Here is a 15,361-nt window from a genome sequence, read left to right as displayed (position 1 = left end):
AGAAGTCCTTGGCTTATACGTGTATTACAACGCTCAAAGACCGGTGGCCATGGCCCTCGCTACAGGCGCCGTAGCGAAGGGCCATGGCCCCGGTCTTTACACCGCGTTCGTGCGATTACTGCGCTTGGTAAATCTGGTCGAACACGCCGCCATCATTGAAAAACTTCGGCTGTGCAGTTTTCCAGCCGCCGAAGTCCTTGTCGATAGTCACCAGCGACAAGGCCGGGAATTGCTTGGCGTATTTGGCGGCCACGGCTTTGTCACGCGGGCGATAGAAGTTCTTCGCGGCGATTTCCTGGCCAGCCGGGCTATAAAGGTGCTTGAGGTAGGCTTCGGCGATGTCTTTGTTGCCCTTGCGCTCGACATTTTTGTCGACAACCGACACCGGCGGCTCGGCCAGAATCGACAGCGAAGGCACGACAATTTCAAACTTGTCATTGCCGCCGTCTTCTTTCAAAGCCAAAAACGCTTCGTTTTCCCAGGCCAGCAATACGTCACCCTGGCCATTGTTGACGAACGTGATCGTCGAGCCGCGGGCGCCGGTGTCAAGAACAGGCACGTGTTTGAAGAGCGTCTGCACGTATTCCTTGGCCTTGCCTTCATCGCCGTTGCCCGCCTTGAGGCCATAAGCCCAGGCAGCCAGGAAGTTCCAGCGTGCCCCGCCCGAGGTCTTCGGGTTGGGTGTGATCACCGAAACGTCTGGCTTGATCAGGTCGCCCCAGTCCTTGATGCCTTTGGGGTTGCCCTTGCGCACCAGGAACACGATGGTCGAGGTGTAAGGCGTGCTGGCGTCCGGCAGCCGCGTCTGCCAGTCTGCCGGGATCGATTTGCCCAGCTTGCTGATCTCGTCGATATCGCCGGCCAATGCCAGGGTCACCACGTCCGCCCGCAGGCCATCGATCACTGCGCGCGCCTGCTTGCCCGAACCACCGTGGGACTGCTGTACTTTCACCGTGTCATCAGGGTGCTGGGCTTTCCAGTGCTGGATGAACTCAGCGTTGTATTCCTGATAGAGCTCGCGCGTGGGGTCGTAGGACACGTTGAGCAGCTCGTAGTCCTTGGCGACAGCGGAACCAGCGAATACGGCACTGGCAATGGCTGCCAAGGCAAAACGACGGATAGACATGGATGGAGCTCCTGGCTCGGCGGAAAGTGCGGCGTTAGGCTTTATTTTTGGGTCAGCTGGGTTTGTTGCCGGTGGTTTGCAGACGGAATTTTTCCTTACGTTCGATCTGTACCACTTGGGCGTTGTGCACGGTAATCTCGACCGCACCGAATCGCAGGTCGCGCAGTGCGCTCTGGATTTCCCGCAGAATGGCTGCTTCGTCCTGGCCGTCGACGCTACGCAAGGAAGCACTCATGGTCTCGCTCCTGAAATGAGGGTTGCCCTGCAGCGACTCGGGTGCGTTGCTGCTTGTGGCGTAAGCGCATAGTAGAAGGTGGCCATTATTCTTAAAAATACTATTTAAGAATGCCCATATAACCGAAATGTTGGTTCAAGCAGCAGCCATGTGCAGCCGATAACCTGGGTTGAATACGAGGGAATCAATCATCGAAAAATCTGCTCAATAATTGACCAGAATAGGACCGGACAGAACGCAGATACGCCCATGGCGAAGAAACATTCTGCGACTCTTATCTAAAAGGCCGACTGGTTTTCTATGACAGCATGTTGATAATGCGTGCCAGCTGTCCATTTTCTTAGCGAGGGCCCCTCAGCCTATGTGGTACAACGGTTTTCTCGACCTGTCCGTTTGGCAATTGATCGCCGTCACCCTATTGATGACTCACGTGACCATCGTGAGTGTCACGATCTATCTGCACCGCTACTCCGCCCACCGCTCCTTGGAGCTGAACGCCGGGGTGAAGCATTTTTTCCGTTTCTGGCTGTGGCTCACCACTGCGCAGAACACCCGCGAGTGGACCGCCATTCACCGCAAACACCACGCCAAATGCGAAACGGTCGACGACCCTCACAGCCCGGTCATCAAAGGCCTGTCCACGGTATTGCGTACCGGGGCCGAGCTGTATCGAGCCGAAGCCGAAAACCCCGAGACCCTGCGCATCTATGGCAAGAACTGCCCAGAAGACTGGATCGAGCGTAACCTTTACTCGCGCTTCCCGTTGGGCGGTATCGCCATCATGGGTGTCATCGACCTGTGCTTATTCGGCGCCCTGGGCCTGACTGTCTGGGCCATTCAGATGATGTGGATTCCCTTCTGGGCTGCGGGGGTCATCAATGGCCTGGGCCACGCTGTGGGCTATCGCAACTTCGAATGCCGCGACGCTGCCACCAACCTGGTGCCGTGGGGCATCCTGATTGGCGGTGAAGAGCTGCACAACAACCACCATACCTACCCCAACTCCGCCAAACTCTCGGTACGCAAGTGGGAGTTCGATATCGGCTGGGCGTGGATCAAAGTATTGACCTGGCTACATTTGGCCAAAGTGCAACGAGTCGCCCCCATTGCCCATCGGGTAGAAGGCAAGGGCAATCTGGACATGGACACGGCCATGGCGATTCTCAACAACCGTTTTCAGATCATGGCTCAATACCGCAAGCTGGTGATCGCGCCTCTGGTCAAACAGGAGCTGGCCAAGGTCGACGAGTCGGTCCGCCATCGTTTCCGCCGGGCCAAACGCCTGCTTTCGCGCGAGCCAAGCTTGCTGGATGACGGCCATCATCAACACATTCAGAACATGCTCGAACACAGCCAAGCGCTGCGGATCATTTATGAAAAACGCCTGGCACTGCAGCAAATCTGGGTGCGCACCAGCTCCAACGGTCACGACATGCTGGCCGCGATGAAAGAATGGGTACACGAGGCAGAAGCCAGCGGTATCCACTCTCTACGTGAGTTCGCGGCGCAGCTGAAAACCTACTCGCTCCGCCCAGCGGTCGCTTGACACCGTCCATCGGGCGTCACCTGCGGTGGTGGCGCCTGTTGGAACTTAGATACAAAAAAACTATCACAGACACATAGCGCTATCCGTGTGCCAGCATTCAACAGGCGCACGGGCCTTACCCCCCTTTCTCGCAACGTCTACCGTGTCTTGAGATTCTGTGATGATGGTCAGTAAAAAGCCGCAATCTCTGCCCTTTGAACAGATGCCAGAAGCCGCTGAGACGCTGATGGCACTGATGCACGCCCAGGGTGAGGTAGCCAGGCTTCGCGAGCGTGAGCAGCTATTCAGCTCGCTGCTGGTCAGTGTCAACGCGGTACTTTGGGCGTTTGACTGGGAAACCCAGCAAATGATCTACGTCAGCCCAGCCTACGAGCGCATCTTTGGCCGCTCGGCCGGCTTGCTGCTGGCCGACTTCAACGAGTGGCGCGACAGCATCTACCCCGACGACCTCGACTACGCTGAACGCAGCTTGGCCGAAGTATTAGTCAAAGGCTCAATCGAAGACCGTGAGTACCGCATCATCAGCGCTGACGGGCAAATTCGCTGGCTGAGCGACAAGTGCTTCGTGAGCCACCAAGCCGAAGCGGGGCAACGCGTGATCGTGGTCGGCATCGCCGAAGACATCACCGAAAAGAAGCACTTGGAAGGCGAGTTGCAACGCCTGGCTACCACTGATGTGTTGACCCAAAGCAGCAACCGCCGCCACTTCTTCGAGTGTGCCCACCGTGAGTTCGCCCAGGCCCGCATGGATGGCACACCGGTCGCCTTTTTGTTGCTGGACATCGACGATTTCAAGCTGATCAACGACACCTACGGCCACCCCGAAGGCGACATCGTTCTGCAAAGGATCGCTGAAAGCGGCAAGGCCATACTGCGCCGGGGCGACCTGTTTGGCCGTATCGGCGGTGAGGAATTCGCGGCGGTCTTCCCGGGCTGCGGCACTGAGATGGCCCACCAAATAGCTGAACGCCTGCAACGGGAAATTCAACGTTTGAGCTTCACCCATAAAGGCCAAGGCTATGGCGTGACGGTGAGCCAGGGCCTGACCTGCATTCACCCCGAAGACGAAAGCCTCGACAGCCTGTTCTCGCGCGCCGACGCCGCGATGTACCAAGCCAAACGCCAGGGTAAAAACCAGATCGTATTGTCTTAGGGCTTAAGCCTGATTACGCCGCAGCCGGCGTAACTCTGGCATGCCGATCTTCAGCAAGCGCCCCGCCTTGGTTTCCAGCAAGGTTTCGACGCCCTGGTCAGCCGGCAACCGCGCCAACTGCCCCGCCAGGTTCATCGCCAGCAACTCCCGCGAATACACGCCGCCGCCCAAGCCGTAAATGGCCGCAATCAACTCCCTGAGCTCCAACGGCAGCCGCCAGCGCCGGCGCAGCTCCGAGCCCAGCCCTGCGCCATGCTCCTTCAACGCTTTGAGAACCTGGGCTTCGTCCAGGTCGCCACCGGCCAACTTCCACTCCTGCATACAGCGCAGCACCGCCAGGTCGCCCAGACAATGCAACAACCCGGCGCTATAACAGCGCTCCTCATCCAGCCCCAATACCTGAGCCAGGCCCCGCGCCTGCTCAGCGGTGTGCAGCGAGAAGCTCCAGAACAGGCTGGCCTGCTCGTTAAGCATTGGCTCGGTCAGCCGCGCGCTGCGCTTGAGGGTCAAACCCAGCAGCAAATTCATGCTTTGGGTCGAGCCCAGGCGCAACAGCGCCTGCATCAGGGTCTGCACCGGGCCATCGCGGTGCTGGGCGGCGCTATTGGCCGCGGCAATCAATACCGCGGTCACCTGGGGATCGCTGCGCAGCTCCTCCTCGACCTGCTTGAGGTCCAGGCTCTTCGGGCTAAGGCTGCGCTTGACTGCCTGTTGCACATCGGCGAGCAGCGGCGCGCCGTCGGCGTCTTCCTTGCGCGACTCCAAGTAGCGATTCAGATTCAAACCGGGGGCCAACGCAGGAATTTCACAAAACACTTCCTGGCCCACTTCCAGCAGCAACTCGTGCAAGCGCAGCTTGAGCGACTCCAGGTTGAGCGGTTTGACCAGATAAGCCGTAGGCGCCAGCGACACGGCTTCGCGCACGCTGGTGGTGTCGGTGCGATTACTCATCAGAATAAACGGCAAGCGCGTTTGCGGGCGCAAGCGGCGTACGTTGCGTAGCAGCTCCAGGCCATCGATGCCCGGCAGCTCCCGCGCCGCGATGATCAGGTCGGGCAAACGCTTGAGGTAAAGCATGGCTTCACCGACGTCTGCGCACACGTCCAGTTGCACGTCGCAGCGCACGCTAAGCAGGGTTTGCGAGAGCAAGTCCCGTGTCCAGGGGTCTGCTTCGGCAATCAATACCCGTGGAATCGCGGTTGAAACTACGGCCGTCATTTCGCATTCTCCCTGAGCGATACCTTCACCTTAGTCGCAAGGTGCCATCCGTGTGCCGATTCATAGTACAAAAAAACCCGCCGAAGCGGGTTTTCTTGTAAAGCCGGGAGCGTTAGCCCAACTCAGCGAAGCACTCTTCGATGATACCCAGGCCTTTATCCAGCACCTCGTCCGGCGCGGTCAGCGGCACTAGGACGCGCAACACGTTGCCGTAAGTACCGCACGATAGCAGGATCAAGCCTTTTTCACGGGCCTTGGCCACTACTTGAGCAACCGCCGCAGCATTGGGCTTGTGGCTATCGCCGCCTTCGAACAACTCGACGGCAATCATCGCCCCCAGGGCACGCACTTCACCGATCACCGGATACCGCGACTGGATCGCGCGCAAGCCGGTGACCAAACGCTCACCTACAGCCTTGCTGCGGTCGAGCAAGTGCTCTTCTTCAAACACCTCCATCACCGCCAGGGCCGCCGCACAGGCGATCGGGCTGCCCGCGTAGGTGCCGCCCAGGCCACCCGGCGCGATGGCGTCCATGTACTCAGCCTTGCCGCACACGCCCGCCAGCGGGAAGCCACCGGCGATCGACTTGGCGAAGGTGGTCAGATCGGCGGCGACGCCCATCTGTTCCATGGCGAAGAAGGTACCGGTGCGGCCTGCGCCCGTTTGCACTTCGTCGGCGATCAGCAAGATACCGTGCTGGTCGCATAGGGCCCGCAGGCGCGCCATAAACGCCTTCGGCGCCACGTAAAAACCGCCCTCGCCCTGCACCGGCTCGATGATGATTGCGGCGATGTCCTTAGGCTCGGCGTCGTTCTTGAAGACGCGCTCGATGCTGGCGATCGAATCATCCACGCTGACACCGTGCAACTCACAAGGATACAGCGCCCGGAACACGCCGCCCGGCATCAAACCCATACCGGCGGAGTACGGCACCACTTTACCAGTCAGGCCCAGGGTCATCATGGTGCGGCCGTGGTAAGCGCCGGTGAAAGCGATAACGCCAGCACGACCGGTGGCCGCACGGGCGATTTTCACGGCGTTTTCGACCGCTTCCGAGCCTGTGGTGACCAGCAGAGTTTTCTTCTCGAAGTCGCCCGGCACCCGCGCGTTGATTTTCTCGCACACTTCCACGTAAGGCTCGTAGGCCAAAACCTGGAAGCAGGTGTGGGTCAGCTTGTGCAATTGCGCCTGCACCGCAGCAATCACTTTAGGGTGCACGTGCCCAGTATTGAGCACCGCAATACCACCGGCGAAGTCGATGAACTCACGGCCTTCCACGTCGGTAACCGTGGCGTTCTGCGCCGATTCAGCGAAGATCGGGTGGATCTGGCCGACACCACGGGGGACCGCGGCGTGGCGACGTTGCATCAGGGATTCGTTGGTCTTGCTCATGGAGTCCTCATTCGCCGCTCATCGGTCGGCGTGGTTCAAGGAAAAAGCGGCCGGATGGGCCACAGCAGCATACGATGATCGACTGCTGGGGCTTCCGGCCGCCAAGGGCCCGCCGTTGATTAAACGGACAGGCAGAGGTATTTGATTTCCAGGTAATCTTCGATGCCGTACTTGGAGCCTTCACGGCCCAGGCCCGAAGCCTTGATGCCACCGAACGGCGCCACTTCGTTGGAGATCAAGCCGGTGTTGATCCCCACCATGCCATACTCCAGGGCCTCGGCCACGCGGAACACACGGCTCATGTTCTGCGCATAAAAGTACGAAGCCAGGCCAAACTCGGTGTCGTTGGCCATGGCGATCACTTCGGCTTCTTCTTTGAAACGGAACAACGGCGCCAGCGGCCCAAAGGTCTCTTCCTTGGCCACAGCGGCGTCTTTGGACACGTTCACCAGCACAGTCGGCTCGAAGAAGTTACCTTCCAGTGCACGCCCACCGGTCAACACGGTCGCGCCCTTGCTCAGGGCGTCGGCGATGTGTTCCTTGACCTTGGCCACGGCTTTCTCATCGATCAGCGGGCCGGTGGTGGTGCCTTCTTCCAGGCCGTTGCCAATTTTCAGCTTGGCCACCGCGACCTTCAGTTTTTCTGCGAAGGCGTCATACACAGCGTCTTGCACGTAAATACGGTTGGCGCAGACGCAGGTCTGGCCGTTATTGCGGTACTTGGAAATGATCGCGCCTTCGACCGCTTTGTCCAAATCAGCGTCGTCGAACACGATAAACGGCGCGTTGCCGCCCAACTCCAGCGACACCTTTTTAATGTCCTTGGCGCACTCAGCCATCAACTGCCGACCAATCTCGGTGGAACCGGTGAACGACAGCTTGCGCACGATCGGGTTGCTGGTCAGCTCACTGCCGATATCCCCGGCACTGCCGGTGACCACACTGAACACCCCTTTAGGAATGCCCGCGCGCTCGGCCAACTCGGCCAATGCCAAGGCGGAAAACGGCGTCTGCGAGGCCGGCTTGAGCACCATGGTGCAACCCGCCGCCAGCGCCGGGCCGGCCTTGCGGGTAATCATCGCGGCCGGGAAATTCCACGGCGTAATGGCAGCCGTCACACCAATCGGCTGCTTGATCACGATCAAACGCTTGTCCGCCTGATGGCCCGGAATGGTGTCGCCGTAAATACGCTTGGCCTCTTCCGCGAACCATTCAATAAAGGAAGCGGCATACACAATCTCACCCTTGGCCTCGGCCAACGGCTTGCCCTGCTCCAGCGTCATCAGACGCGCCAGGTCTTCCTGATTCTCGATCATCAACTCGAACCAGCGACGCAGCTTAGTTGCCCGCTCCTTCGCCGTCAGCGAACGCCAAGCCGGCAACGCCTTGTCCGCCGCCTCAATAGCCCGGCGCGTCTCGGCCGCGCCCATCTTCGGCACCGTACCAAGAATCTCATTAGTGGCCGGGTTGTTGACCTTGATCGCCTGCCCACTGTCCGCGCCCAGCCAGGCGCCGTCGATGTAGGCTTGTTGACGAAATAAAGAAGGGTCTTTGAGCTGCATGTCGGCTTCCTTAACAGCACCGTGTAGGACGGCGCTCAATATGAGGGTGAAAGGCGCCCGGGCTGAAGGAAAGTGGCGCACTGAAAAGGCGTGCGTGGTCAGCACCAGACAAGAGCGTTTGAAATCTCAAACGAATCCTAGGATCTACGGGGCAAAAGGACAATAGTCCGTTCGAAAAAAAGAACGATTGCGCGTTTTAGGGTGAGCGCCCGGTAGGCTCCCAAAGCTTGGACAATAGCAGCCCCCAAAAAAAGTGCAGCTCGTCGCAATAGACGCCCACCCCCGAGATGGGTATCATGGCGCCCGCGTTGCACCAGTAGCTCAGCTGGATAGAGTACTGCCCTCCGAAGGCAGGGGTCGTGGGTTCGAATCCCGCCTGGTGCACCAATGAATTCAGGGCCTCCAGCCAGTTCAGCCTGACAGTAGTTACATCCGTGACGGCAGGGTGACAGCAGGAGGCAAAAAAAGCCCCGCTCAGGTTAGCCTAGCGGGGCTTTTTGTTGCGCGGTAATCGATGAGGTGCCCGATGGATTGGACTAACTTTTTCTACAGCGTTGCAGCGACTACTACCGCGACGACAGCGATGATAGTTCTAGTGGGCTTCTTGGCGAAAGCTTGGTTCTTACAGAGGCTACGCGGCAGCATCAAGCATGAGTATGACGATCGGCTGGAAAAATTGAAGGCCGGGCTAAAGGACCAATCGGACAAAAGCCTGACTCAACTTAAATCAGACATAGATCGCCAGACGGATAAGCTTCGCGCCGCTGTCTCCTCCTACACAGATGTTCAGAAGGCAACGATCTCAAGGAAATTGGAGGCTGTAGACGTTCTGTGGGTGGGATACATCAAGCTAATGGAGGCTTTCCCGGCGGTTTTATATCTCACAGACACATTCACTGATGAAGAAATGAAAGGCCTTTATACCTCTCCGAGCATGGGAAAGTACTCAGCCGAAATTACGACATGGGAAGAAACGAGCTTTATCGGCATCGGTTTTTCCGAGGTTCAGGCAGTGCGACCTCATTTAGGCGAATATGCATGGGCCATTTACGAGACTTATCGCACGATCATGGGCCGCTCGATATACCTCATAAAGGAGGGCCGAACCGACCCGGCTCGGGTCGAGTGGTACAAAGATCAGAATATTCAAAATCTCGTCCGATCAGCACTGGGCGAGGACGGGGCTGTTGAATTCGCTCACCAAGGCTACGGACGATTTAAATGGCTCAATAACCATTTCTCAGCGATGCTGCTGGCCGCTATCGACAAAATATTAACGGGTCAAACCTTTAGCGAGTCAGCACTCGCTCAGGCGCAAAAAATGGACCAGCAGATTACTGCAACTAACAGTAAAGCGCCTGCCTGATCCGCATTACCGTGGGGTTGAGCAGTCACCGTGCCGGACAGTTGCACGAATGTCGAGGCTGGCGGCAAGCATCTGGTCGATGAACTCGTTGCACTTGGCGTCGCGCATCCCCTGGTGACCGGTGGGCAGGTCGATGGCCACGATATGCAGGCCTTTGGCATCGATTGTGGCCTTGAGCTTCTGCCAATCGTCTAAAGCAGCCAGGACAGCCGACCGACGGATTCCACCAGCAGCACGTCACCCTTAAGAGCGTCCTTGAGCAGGCGCAGCAGTTCGGGCCGGTCGGCCGTGGCGCCGCTGGCGTTCTCGCAGGGCGATAGGCTTTGGCAATAGGGTAAACTCCACGGCTACTGGGGCCACTGCCACTTGGGCTTCAAATATGGCATTTCGTTGTGCGTTGTAGATATCGACGCAATCCTTGGCAGCCTGATCCAGCAGCATTGACCCTTGAGCCATATTGCCTAGTGCCTCAGCCTCTTCAAACATCCTGCCGATTGCACGCAGCGATAATCACGGTGGCTAATGGCATCTCCACCATCGTTTAGCTCGCCCAGGTATCGTATGCGTCCGGCCAAGTCATCTACCCAGCCCCACAAAGCCAAGACATGGTGTGCACTTAAATTTAAGTGGGCACCAGTTCTAGCCTTTTAAGCGGGTATTTCATGCAGCCAACACGCCGTTCCTATTCCAAGTCCTTCAAAGCCCAGGTCATTCAAGAGTGTGCCGATCCCGGCGCTTCGATTGCCAGCATCGCGCTCAACCATAGCCTCAATGCAAACCTCGTCCACAAATGGATTCGCCTGCAAGCGCAGAAAAGCACAGCGCTGCAACCTGCATTTATTCCGTTACCCGTGCCGCTGGCCGGGGCAACACCCCACTCATCATCATCGAATATTTGCGTTGAAATACAGCACCCGCGAGGCACCGTCAAAGTGAACTGGCCCACTGAAAATGCTGCTGCCTGCGCGACCTTTCTTAGAGACCTTCTGCGATGATTCGCATCGACTCCATCTGGCTCGCCACCGAGCCGATGGACATGCGCGCGGGTACCGAAACGGCGTTAGCCAAGGTGGTTGCGGTGTTCGGTGCGGCGAAGCCGCACAATGCTTATCTGTTTGCCAACCGCCGCGCCAATCGCATGAAAGTGCTCGTGCATGACGGCTTCGGAATATGGCTGGCGGCGCGCCGGTTGAACCGAGGCAAGTTTCACTGGCCTGGCATTCGCCATGGCTCTGAAGTGGAACTGGATACCGAGCAGCTCCAGGCATTGGTGCTGGGTCTGCCATGGCAACGCGCAGGTTCTGGAGGCTCGATCACACTGCTTTGACGGCTGCCATTAGCCTATCGGTCTATCGCCGCGAAGCGCCTGCTCTGGCAAAATCCGGAGCATGACTTCTTCGTCCAATCTCGACCAAATGTCCCCCGACCAACTGCGTGCTTTGGCAGTGCAGTTGCTGTCGCAAGTCGACACGATGGGCAAGAAAATCAACCGTGATCAAACAGTCATCGAGAAACTGACCTTCGAGATCGCGCAGCTCAAGCGCTTGAAGTTTGCCAAGCGCAGCGAGCAGATGAATCCTGAGCAGACCAGTTTGCTCGATGACCTGATCGATACCGATATCGCAGCGATTGAAGCAGAGCTTCAGGCCTTGCAAACAGTGCCAGCGGCGACCGAGAAAAAACAAAAGCCCAAGCGCACTGCGTTACCAGCCGAATTTCCACGCACTTTGATCTATCACGAACCTGACAACACTCACTGCCCCTGTGGCTGCGCACTAAAACGCATCGGTGAGGACTTCAGCGAGAAGCTGGACTACACGCCTGGCGTGTACCGTTAAACGCCACGTGCGTGGCAAATGGGTCTGCGATGACTGCGAAAAGCTGATCCAGGCACCGGTTCCGGCATAGACCATCGACAAGGGCATCCCGACTGCCGGACTACTTGCCCACGTCATGATCTCCAAGTTTGCCGATCATCTTCCGCTTTACCGCCAGGAATCGATTTTTCGGTCGAGCGGGCTTGGCGATTCCACGTTCAACGTTGGCTCAATGGGTTGGCGTAACTGGCGTGCAGTTGCAGCCTCTGGTCGATGCTCTGCGCGACGTAGTGCTCGGGCAGCAGGTCGTCTACGCCGATGAAACACCGGTGCAGATGCTCGCTCCAGGCTCGAAGAAAACCCACCGTTCCTATGTTTGGGCCTACGCCACCAGTCAGTTCTGCGAAACAGCGGCTGTCGTTTACGATTTCAGCCCCAGCCGCGCCGGAGAGCATGCTCGCAACTTCCTGCAAGACTGGAAGGGCAAGCTGGTGTGTGATGATTTTGGTGGCTACAAGGCCAGTTTCGAACTCGGTGTGACCGAGATCGGTTGCATGGCCCATGCACGGCGCAAGTTCTTCGAACTGCATGCCACCAACAAGAGCACGCTGGCCGAACAGGCCTTGCGCTACATCCAATTGCTTTACGAAATCGAGAGCGAAGTTCGCGGTCTGAAGCCGGATTTACGGCGCCTAATACGGCAAGAGAAATCCGTACAGGTAATGGATGCGCTGCATGCCTGGATGCTCGCACAGCGCGACCTGGTGTCCGAAGGTTCGGCTATCAGCAGAGCGCTGGATTACAGCCTGAAACGCTGGGCAGCGCTGTCGCGCTACCTTGATGACGGCGCCGTGCCCATTGACATCAATTGGGCCGAGAACCAGATACGACCTTGGGCTCTTGGACGCAAGAACTGGCTCTTCGCAGGGTCGTTACGCAGCGGAAAACGTGCGACGGCGATCATGAGTTTGATCCAATCGGCGCGTCTCAACGGGCATGATCCGTATATTTACCTGAAGGATGTTCTCACGCGCCTTCCGACGCAGCGGGCGAGTGAAATAGACCAGTTGCTGCCGCATAACTGGCAGCCCGCCTAAGTTACACAAGACCTGATTTCCGTAAATTTACACTAACCTATCCGCCAAAAGCACTCACTCTAAGATCCTGGCTTGTCAGCTCGCTGCAATATTGCTAGTGTCGATCCATGACTACCTATTGCCTCACCTCGACTACCACCACCACGACCGCTGAAAGCGGAGCGTGCGAGGTTTCGTGAGCCAGTAGCAGACGAACTTCAAAGGCCCGCCAGCGATGGACAGGGCCTTTTTTATGCCCTTGTGTCGCTGGCTCAAACGCAAGGAGATGCACCCATGTACGCCCTGTTGATACTCGATATTCAAGTCGGGCTAGTTCACGGCCCGGAAAAACTATGGCGCTGCGAAGAGTTGTTGGAAACACTGAATACCCTGATGGATAAAGCACGCAGCGCAGGCGCTCCGATTTTTCTCGCGCGCCACATCGGGCCCGCTGGATCTCCAATCGAACCAGGCAGCCCGCTCACGATGGTTGCACAGGAACTGAAGCTGCTGGGTGGAGAAGTGGTGTTCGAAAAACGGCGCCCCAATGCTTTTGAAATGACCGACCTAGCTGACAGTTTGCGCTCTTGTGGCGCTACCGGTGTGGTAGTCACTGGGATGAAAACTCAATACTGCGTCGACAGCACCTGCCGTGCTGCTCGTGATCTTGGCTTCGATGCGGTACTCATCGCCGAAGGCCATACCTGTTCAGACACGCCAGTGATGAAAGCTGAGGACATCGTTGCTCATCACAATGCAACTCTTGATGGGCCGTTCTGCCAGCTAGTTCGGGCTGAGGAGTGGAGTTTCTAGCAGAGCCCGAAAGTGCGGGAATGCGCATGAATTGCCGTAAGCACTGGCACCATACATGCAATCCCGCACGTCCTAAATGAGACGTTAAGTGTCTGCTATGGGTTGATTTTATTGATCGGAAATTGGCCGAGGCGCTGTGCTTCAGACTGTGAACACCGTAACACTTGGTGATGGGCCGCGAGATGTATTGCCGGAACGCTTACACTTGCTCGCCGCACAGCAAGCGTATACCTAAATATATTCAGCACACCTGTTCGCAATCTTGATGGCGATCCCGTGGGGGCACCGTCAGACGCCCCTAGTAGCGGTCTCCGTGTATGCCTATGTGTATGCCTGACCGAAACACCACTGACAGAACCCCTATAAAACGGGCCTTACAGCCTTCAGTTCAAACGACGCCTGGACAAGACAAGGGCTCAGGTGAAAACCTGGGCCCTTTTGTTTATCGCTGTGCCAATTCTGTGCCTAAACCGTGCCTCCCTATCCCATGCGGCTTGTGGGCTGGAGGAGCTAAGAGGACGGATCCATCCCTGCAATTGGCTCAACCAACGCGCCTTCCAAATACACCCTGCCATCATTAGCGCCTTGAGGTGCTAGGTCTAAGATCTGGCGATGCAAGACTCAGCCATTGCCCAAAGCAGTTGTGGCAAGGGCTGTCAGAAACGCAGGCTGCTCAACTTGGCGATAAACCTATCCACTATCCTCCCTGGATCGAGGTCAGATTTTTGCTCCCCACTGACGTTCCAGTCATCGTCATCATGTGAACGCCATCCCCGCCAGTGCAGGTCCGCTAGGGCCAGCTCGAGTGAGCAGTTAAGCGCGGTGCTCCCACAAGGGCGCTAGGGTGTGTCAGGTGTATCGCGGCTTCAGCAGACGGCGGCGATGGCCTCGCCCAAGGCGCGGGTGGTACCGGTGCCGCCGATATCGGCGGTAAGGGGCGCCTGTTCAGGGCCCATGGCCAGGACCTTTTCGATGGCCGCCAGAACCGCCGCACCTGCCTCCGGATGGCCGAGGTGTTCGAGCATCATGGCGCCGCACCAGATCTGCCCGATCGGATTGGCCACGCCCTTGCCGGCAATGTCCGGCGCCGAGCCGTGCACCGGTTCGAACAGGCTGGGGAAATTGCGCTCCGGGTTGATGTTGGCCGATGGCGCAATACCGATGGTGCCGGTGCAGGCCGGACCTAGGTCGGAGAGGATGTCACCGAACAGGTTGCTGGCCACCACCACATCGAACCAGTCCGGATGCAGCACGAAGTTGGCCGTGAGAATGTCGATGTGGTACTTGTCGACGTTGACGTCCGGGTACTGCTTGCCCATTTCGGCCACGCGCTCGTCCCAGTACGGCATGGTGATGGCAATGCCGTTAGATTTGGTCGCCGAGGTCAGGTGTTTCTTGGGTCGGCTTTGCGCCAGGTCGTAGGCGAACTTGAGAATACGGTCCACGCCAACGCGGGTCATCACCGTTTCCTGGAGGACGATCTCGCGGTCGGTGCCGGGGAACATCTTGCCGCCCACGCTGGAATACTCACCTTCGGTGTTCTCGCGCACCACCCAGAAATCGATGTCGCCAGGCTTGCGATTGGCCAGTGGCGCCTTGACCCCAGGCATCAAGCGGCAGGGGCGCAGATTGACGTACTGGTCGAACTCGCGGCGGAATTGCAGCAGCGAATCCCACAGCGAAACATGGTCGGGCACCACATCGGGCCAACCCACGGCGCCGAAGTAAATCGCGTCGTAGCCCTTGAGCGTCTCGAACCAGTCATCGGGCATCATTTTGCCGTGAGCCAGGTAGTAATCGGCACTGGCGAAATCGAACCAGTCCCACTGCAAGTGCAGGTCGTGGCGGGCGGCCACGGCGTCGAGCACGCGAACCCCTTCGGGCATGACTTCCTTGCCGATACCATCACCGGGGATCACCGCGATCTTGTAAGTGGACTTGGTCATGCTGCCCTCCAGTCATTGATGCATGGGTTGATGAACCTGTGGGCTCAGTGTAATCAGTATCAAAGGATTAATAATTGGCCTGTCGGTTAAGCCATTCTTAGATTCAGGTA

General features: G+C 57.9%; 12 protein-coding genes, 1 tRNA gene and 2 pseudogenes. 8 read left to right on the top strand and 7 right to left on the bottom strand.

Features of this window, described 5'->3' with window-relative positions; genetic code table 11:
- Positions 1–115: 115 nt before the first annotated feature.
- Both QCL65_RS01610 and oscA read right to left on the bottom strand, forming a co-directional pair.
- A complete protein-coding gene (locus tag QCL65_RS01610) occupies positions 116–1,126 on the bottom strand; it encodes a sulfate ABC transporter substrate-binding protein (RefSeq protein ID WP_407314241.1) in 1,011 nt (336 codons plus the stop codon).
- Between the two features lie 52 nt (positions 1,127–1,178).
- Positions 1,179–1,361, bottom strand: coding sequence for a sulfur starvation response protein OscA (gene oscA / locus QCL65_RS01605; RefSeq protein ID WP_407314239.1), 183 nt, complete (start codon positions 1,359–1,361; stop codon positions 1,179–1,181).
- Between the two features lie 361 nt (positions 1,362–1,722).
- Between oscA and desA the strand changes: the two genes are divergently transcribed.
- Together desA and QCL65_RS01595 are read left to right on the top strand one after the other, a co-directional pair.
- Positions 1,723–2,907, top strand: coding sequence for a delta-9 fatty acid desaturase DesA (desA, locus tag QCL65_RS01600; RefSeq protein WP_407314237.1), 1,185 nt, complete (start codon positions 1,723–1,725; stop codon positions 2,905–2,907).
- 163 nt (positions 2,908–3,070) lie between these two features.
- On the top strand, positions 3,071–4,060 hold the full coding sequence (locus tag QCL65_RS01595; protein ID WP_407316607.1) for a GGDEF domain-containing protein: 990 nt from the start codon (positions 3,071–3,073) through the stop codon (positions 4,058–4,060).
- 3 nt (positions 4,061–4,063) lie between these two features.
- Here QCL65_RS01595 and QCL65_RS01590 read toward each other — a convergent pair whose 3' ends face one another.
- The 3 genes from QCL65_RS01590 to gabD all read right to left on the bottom strand — a co-directional run bounded on the left by QCL65_RS01590 (position 4,064) and on the right by gabD (position 8,233).
- A complete protein-coding gene (locus QCL65_RS01590; RefSeq protein WP_407314235.1) occupies positions 4,064–5,278 on the bottom strand; it encodes an HDOD domain-containing protein in 1,215 nt (404 codons plus the stop codon).
- 112 nt (positions 5,279–5,390) lie between these two features.
- Complete coding sequence (gabT, locus tag QCL65_RS01585; protein WP_407314233.1) at positions 5,391–6,671, bottom strand: 4-aminobutyrate--2-oxoglutarate transaminase; 1,281 nt, start codon at positions 6,669–6,671, stop codon at positions 5,391–5,393.
- 119 nt (positions 6,672–6,790) lie between these two features.
- Positions 6,791–8,233, bottom strand: coding sequence for an NADP-dependent succinate-semialdehyde dehydrogenase (gene gabD / locus QCL65_RS01580; RefSeq protein ID WP_407314231.1), 1,443 nt, complete (start codon positions 8,231–8,233; stop codon positions 6,791–6,793).
- Between the two features lie 310 nt (positions 8,234–8,543).
- Between gabD and QCL65_RS01575 the strand changes: the two genes are divergently transcribed.
- Positions 8,544–8,620 (top strand) — tRNA-Arg (locus tag QCL65_RS01575).
- 139 nt (positions 8,621–8,759) lie between these two features.
- Positions 8,760–9,599 carry a hypothetical protein gene (locus tag QCL65_RS01570; RefSeq protein WP_407314229.1) on the top strand — a complete coding sequence of 280 codons (840 nt, stop codon included), beginning with the start codon at positions 8,760–8,762 and terminating at the stop codon, positions 9,597–9,599.
- A gap of 60 nt (positions 9,600–9,659) precedes the next feature.
- On the opposite strand, the pseudogene QCL65_RS01565 reads toward QCL65_RS01570, so the two are convergent.
- Positions 9,660–9,871, bottom strand: a pseudogene (locus tag QCL65_RS01565) (serine recombinase); the annotation flags it as partial.
- A gap of 390 nt (positions 9,872–10,261) precedes the next feature.
- On the opposite strand from QCL65_RS01565, the gene tnpA reads away from it, so the two are divergent.
- The 4 genes and pseudogenes from tnpA to QCL65_RS01545 all read left to right on the top strand — a co-directional run bounded on the left by tnpA (position 10,262) and on the right by QCL65_RS01545 (position 13,305).
- A complete protein-coding gene (tnpA, locus tag QCL65_RS01560; RefSeq protein ID WP_407314227.1) occupies positions 10,262–10,594 on the top strand; it encodes an IS66-like element accessory protein TnpA in 333 nt (110 codons plus the stop codon).
- A complete protein-coding gene (gene tnpB, locus QCL65_RS01555; RefSeq protein WP_407314225.1) occupies positions 10,591–10,926 on the top strand; it encodes an IS66 family insertion sequence element accessory protein TnpB in 336 nt (111 codons plus the stop codon). Before tnpA ends, tnpB begins: the two co-directional genes overlap by 4 nt.
- A gap of 61 nt (positions 10,927–10,987) precedes the next feature.
- Positions 10,988–12,513, top strand: a pseudogene (gene tnpC, locus QCL65_RS01550) (IS66 family transposase).
- 273 nt (positions 12,514–12,786) lie between these two features.
- Positions 12,787–13,305 carry a cysteine hydrolase family protein gene (locus tag QCL65_RS01545; RefSeq protein ID WP_407314223.1) on the top strand — a complete coding sequence of 173 codons (519 nt, stop codon included), beginning with the start codon at positions 12,787–12,789 and terminating at the stop codon, positions 13,303–13,305.
- An 866-nt stretch (positions 13,306–14,171) separates the two neighbouring features.
- Here the strand turns inward: QCL65_RS01545 and QCL65_RS01540 are convergent.
- Positions 14,172–15,251 carry a tartrate dehydrogenase gene (locus tag QCL65_RS01540; RefSeq protein ID WP_407314221.1) on the bottom strand — a complete coding sequence of 360 codons (1,080 nt, stop codon included), beginning with the start codon at positions 15,249–15,251 and terminating at the stop codon, positions 14,172–14,174.
- Positions 15,252–15,361: the final 110 nt, after the last annotated feature.

The organism is Pseudomonas sp. nanlin1, from assembly GCF_045571515.1.
GTDB lineage: Bacteria > Pseudomonadota > Gammaproteobacteria > Pseudomonadales > Pseudomonadaceae > Aquipseudomonas.
Note: the sequence above shows the minus strand (reverse complement) of the source record. Positions and strands in the feature narration are given on the sequence as shown.

What these genes read in the sequence shown, in the direction of transcription:
- tnpB (WP_407314225.1), top strand. Translation starts at nt 10,591, where the DNA reads ATGATTCGCATCGACTCCATCTGGCTCGCCACCGAGCCGATGGACATG.
- QCL65_RS01610 (WP_407314241.1), bottom strand. Translation starts at nt 1,126, where the DNA reads ATGTCTATCCGTCGTTTTGCCTTGGCAGCCATTGCCAGTGCCGTATTC.
- QCL65_RS01540 (WP_407314221.1), bottom strand. Translation starts at nt 15,251, where the DNA reads ATGACCAAGTCCACTTACAAGATCGCGGTGATCCCCGGTGATGGTATC.
- gabT (WP_407314233.1), bottom strand. Translation starts at nt 6,671, where the DNA reads ATGAGCAAGACCAACGAATCCCTGATGCAACGTCGCCACGCCGCGGTC.
- tnpA (WP_407314227.1), top strand. Translation starts at nt 10,262, where the DNA reads ATGCAGCCAACACGCCGTTCCTATTCCAAGTCCTTCAAAGCCCAGGTC.
- desA (WP_407314237.1), top strand. Translation starts at nt 1,723, where the DNA reads ATGTGGTACAACGGTTTTCTCGACCTGTCCGTTTGGCAATTGATCGCC.
- gabD (WP_407314231.1), bottom strand. Translation starts at nt 8,233, where the DNA reads ATGCAGCTCAAAGACCCTTCTTTATTTCGTCAACAAGCCTACATCGAC.
- QCL65_RS01590 (WP_407314235.1), bottom strand. Translation starts at nt 5,278, where the DNA reads ATGACGGCCGTAGTTTCAACCGCGATTCCACGGGTATTGATTGCCGAA.
- QCL65_RS01570 (WP_407314229.1), top strand. Translation starts at nt 8,760, where the DNA reads ATGGATTGGACTAACTTTTTCTACAGCGTTGCAGCGACTACTACCGCG.
- oscA (WP_407314239.1), bottom strand. Translation starts at nt 1,361, where the DNA reads ATGAGTGCTTCCTTGCGTAGCGTCGACGGCCAGGACGAAGCAGCCATT.
- QCL65_RS01595 (WP_407316607.1), top strand. Translation starts at nt 3,071, where the DNA reads ATGGTCAGTAAAAAGCCGCAATCTCTGCCCTTTGAACAGATGCCAGAA.
- QCL65_RS01545 (WP_407314223.1), top strand. Translation starts at nt 12,787, where the DNA reads ATGTACGCCCTGTTGATACTCGATATTCAAGTCGGGCTAGTTCACGGC.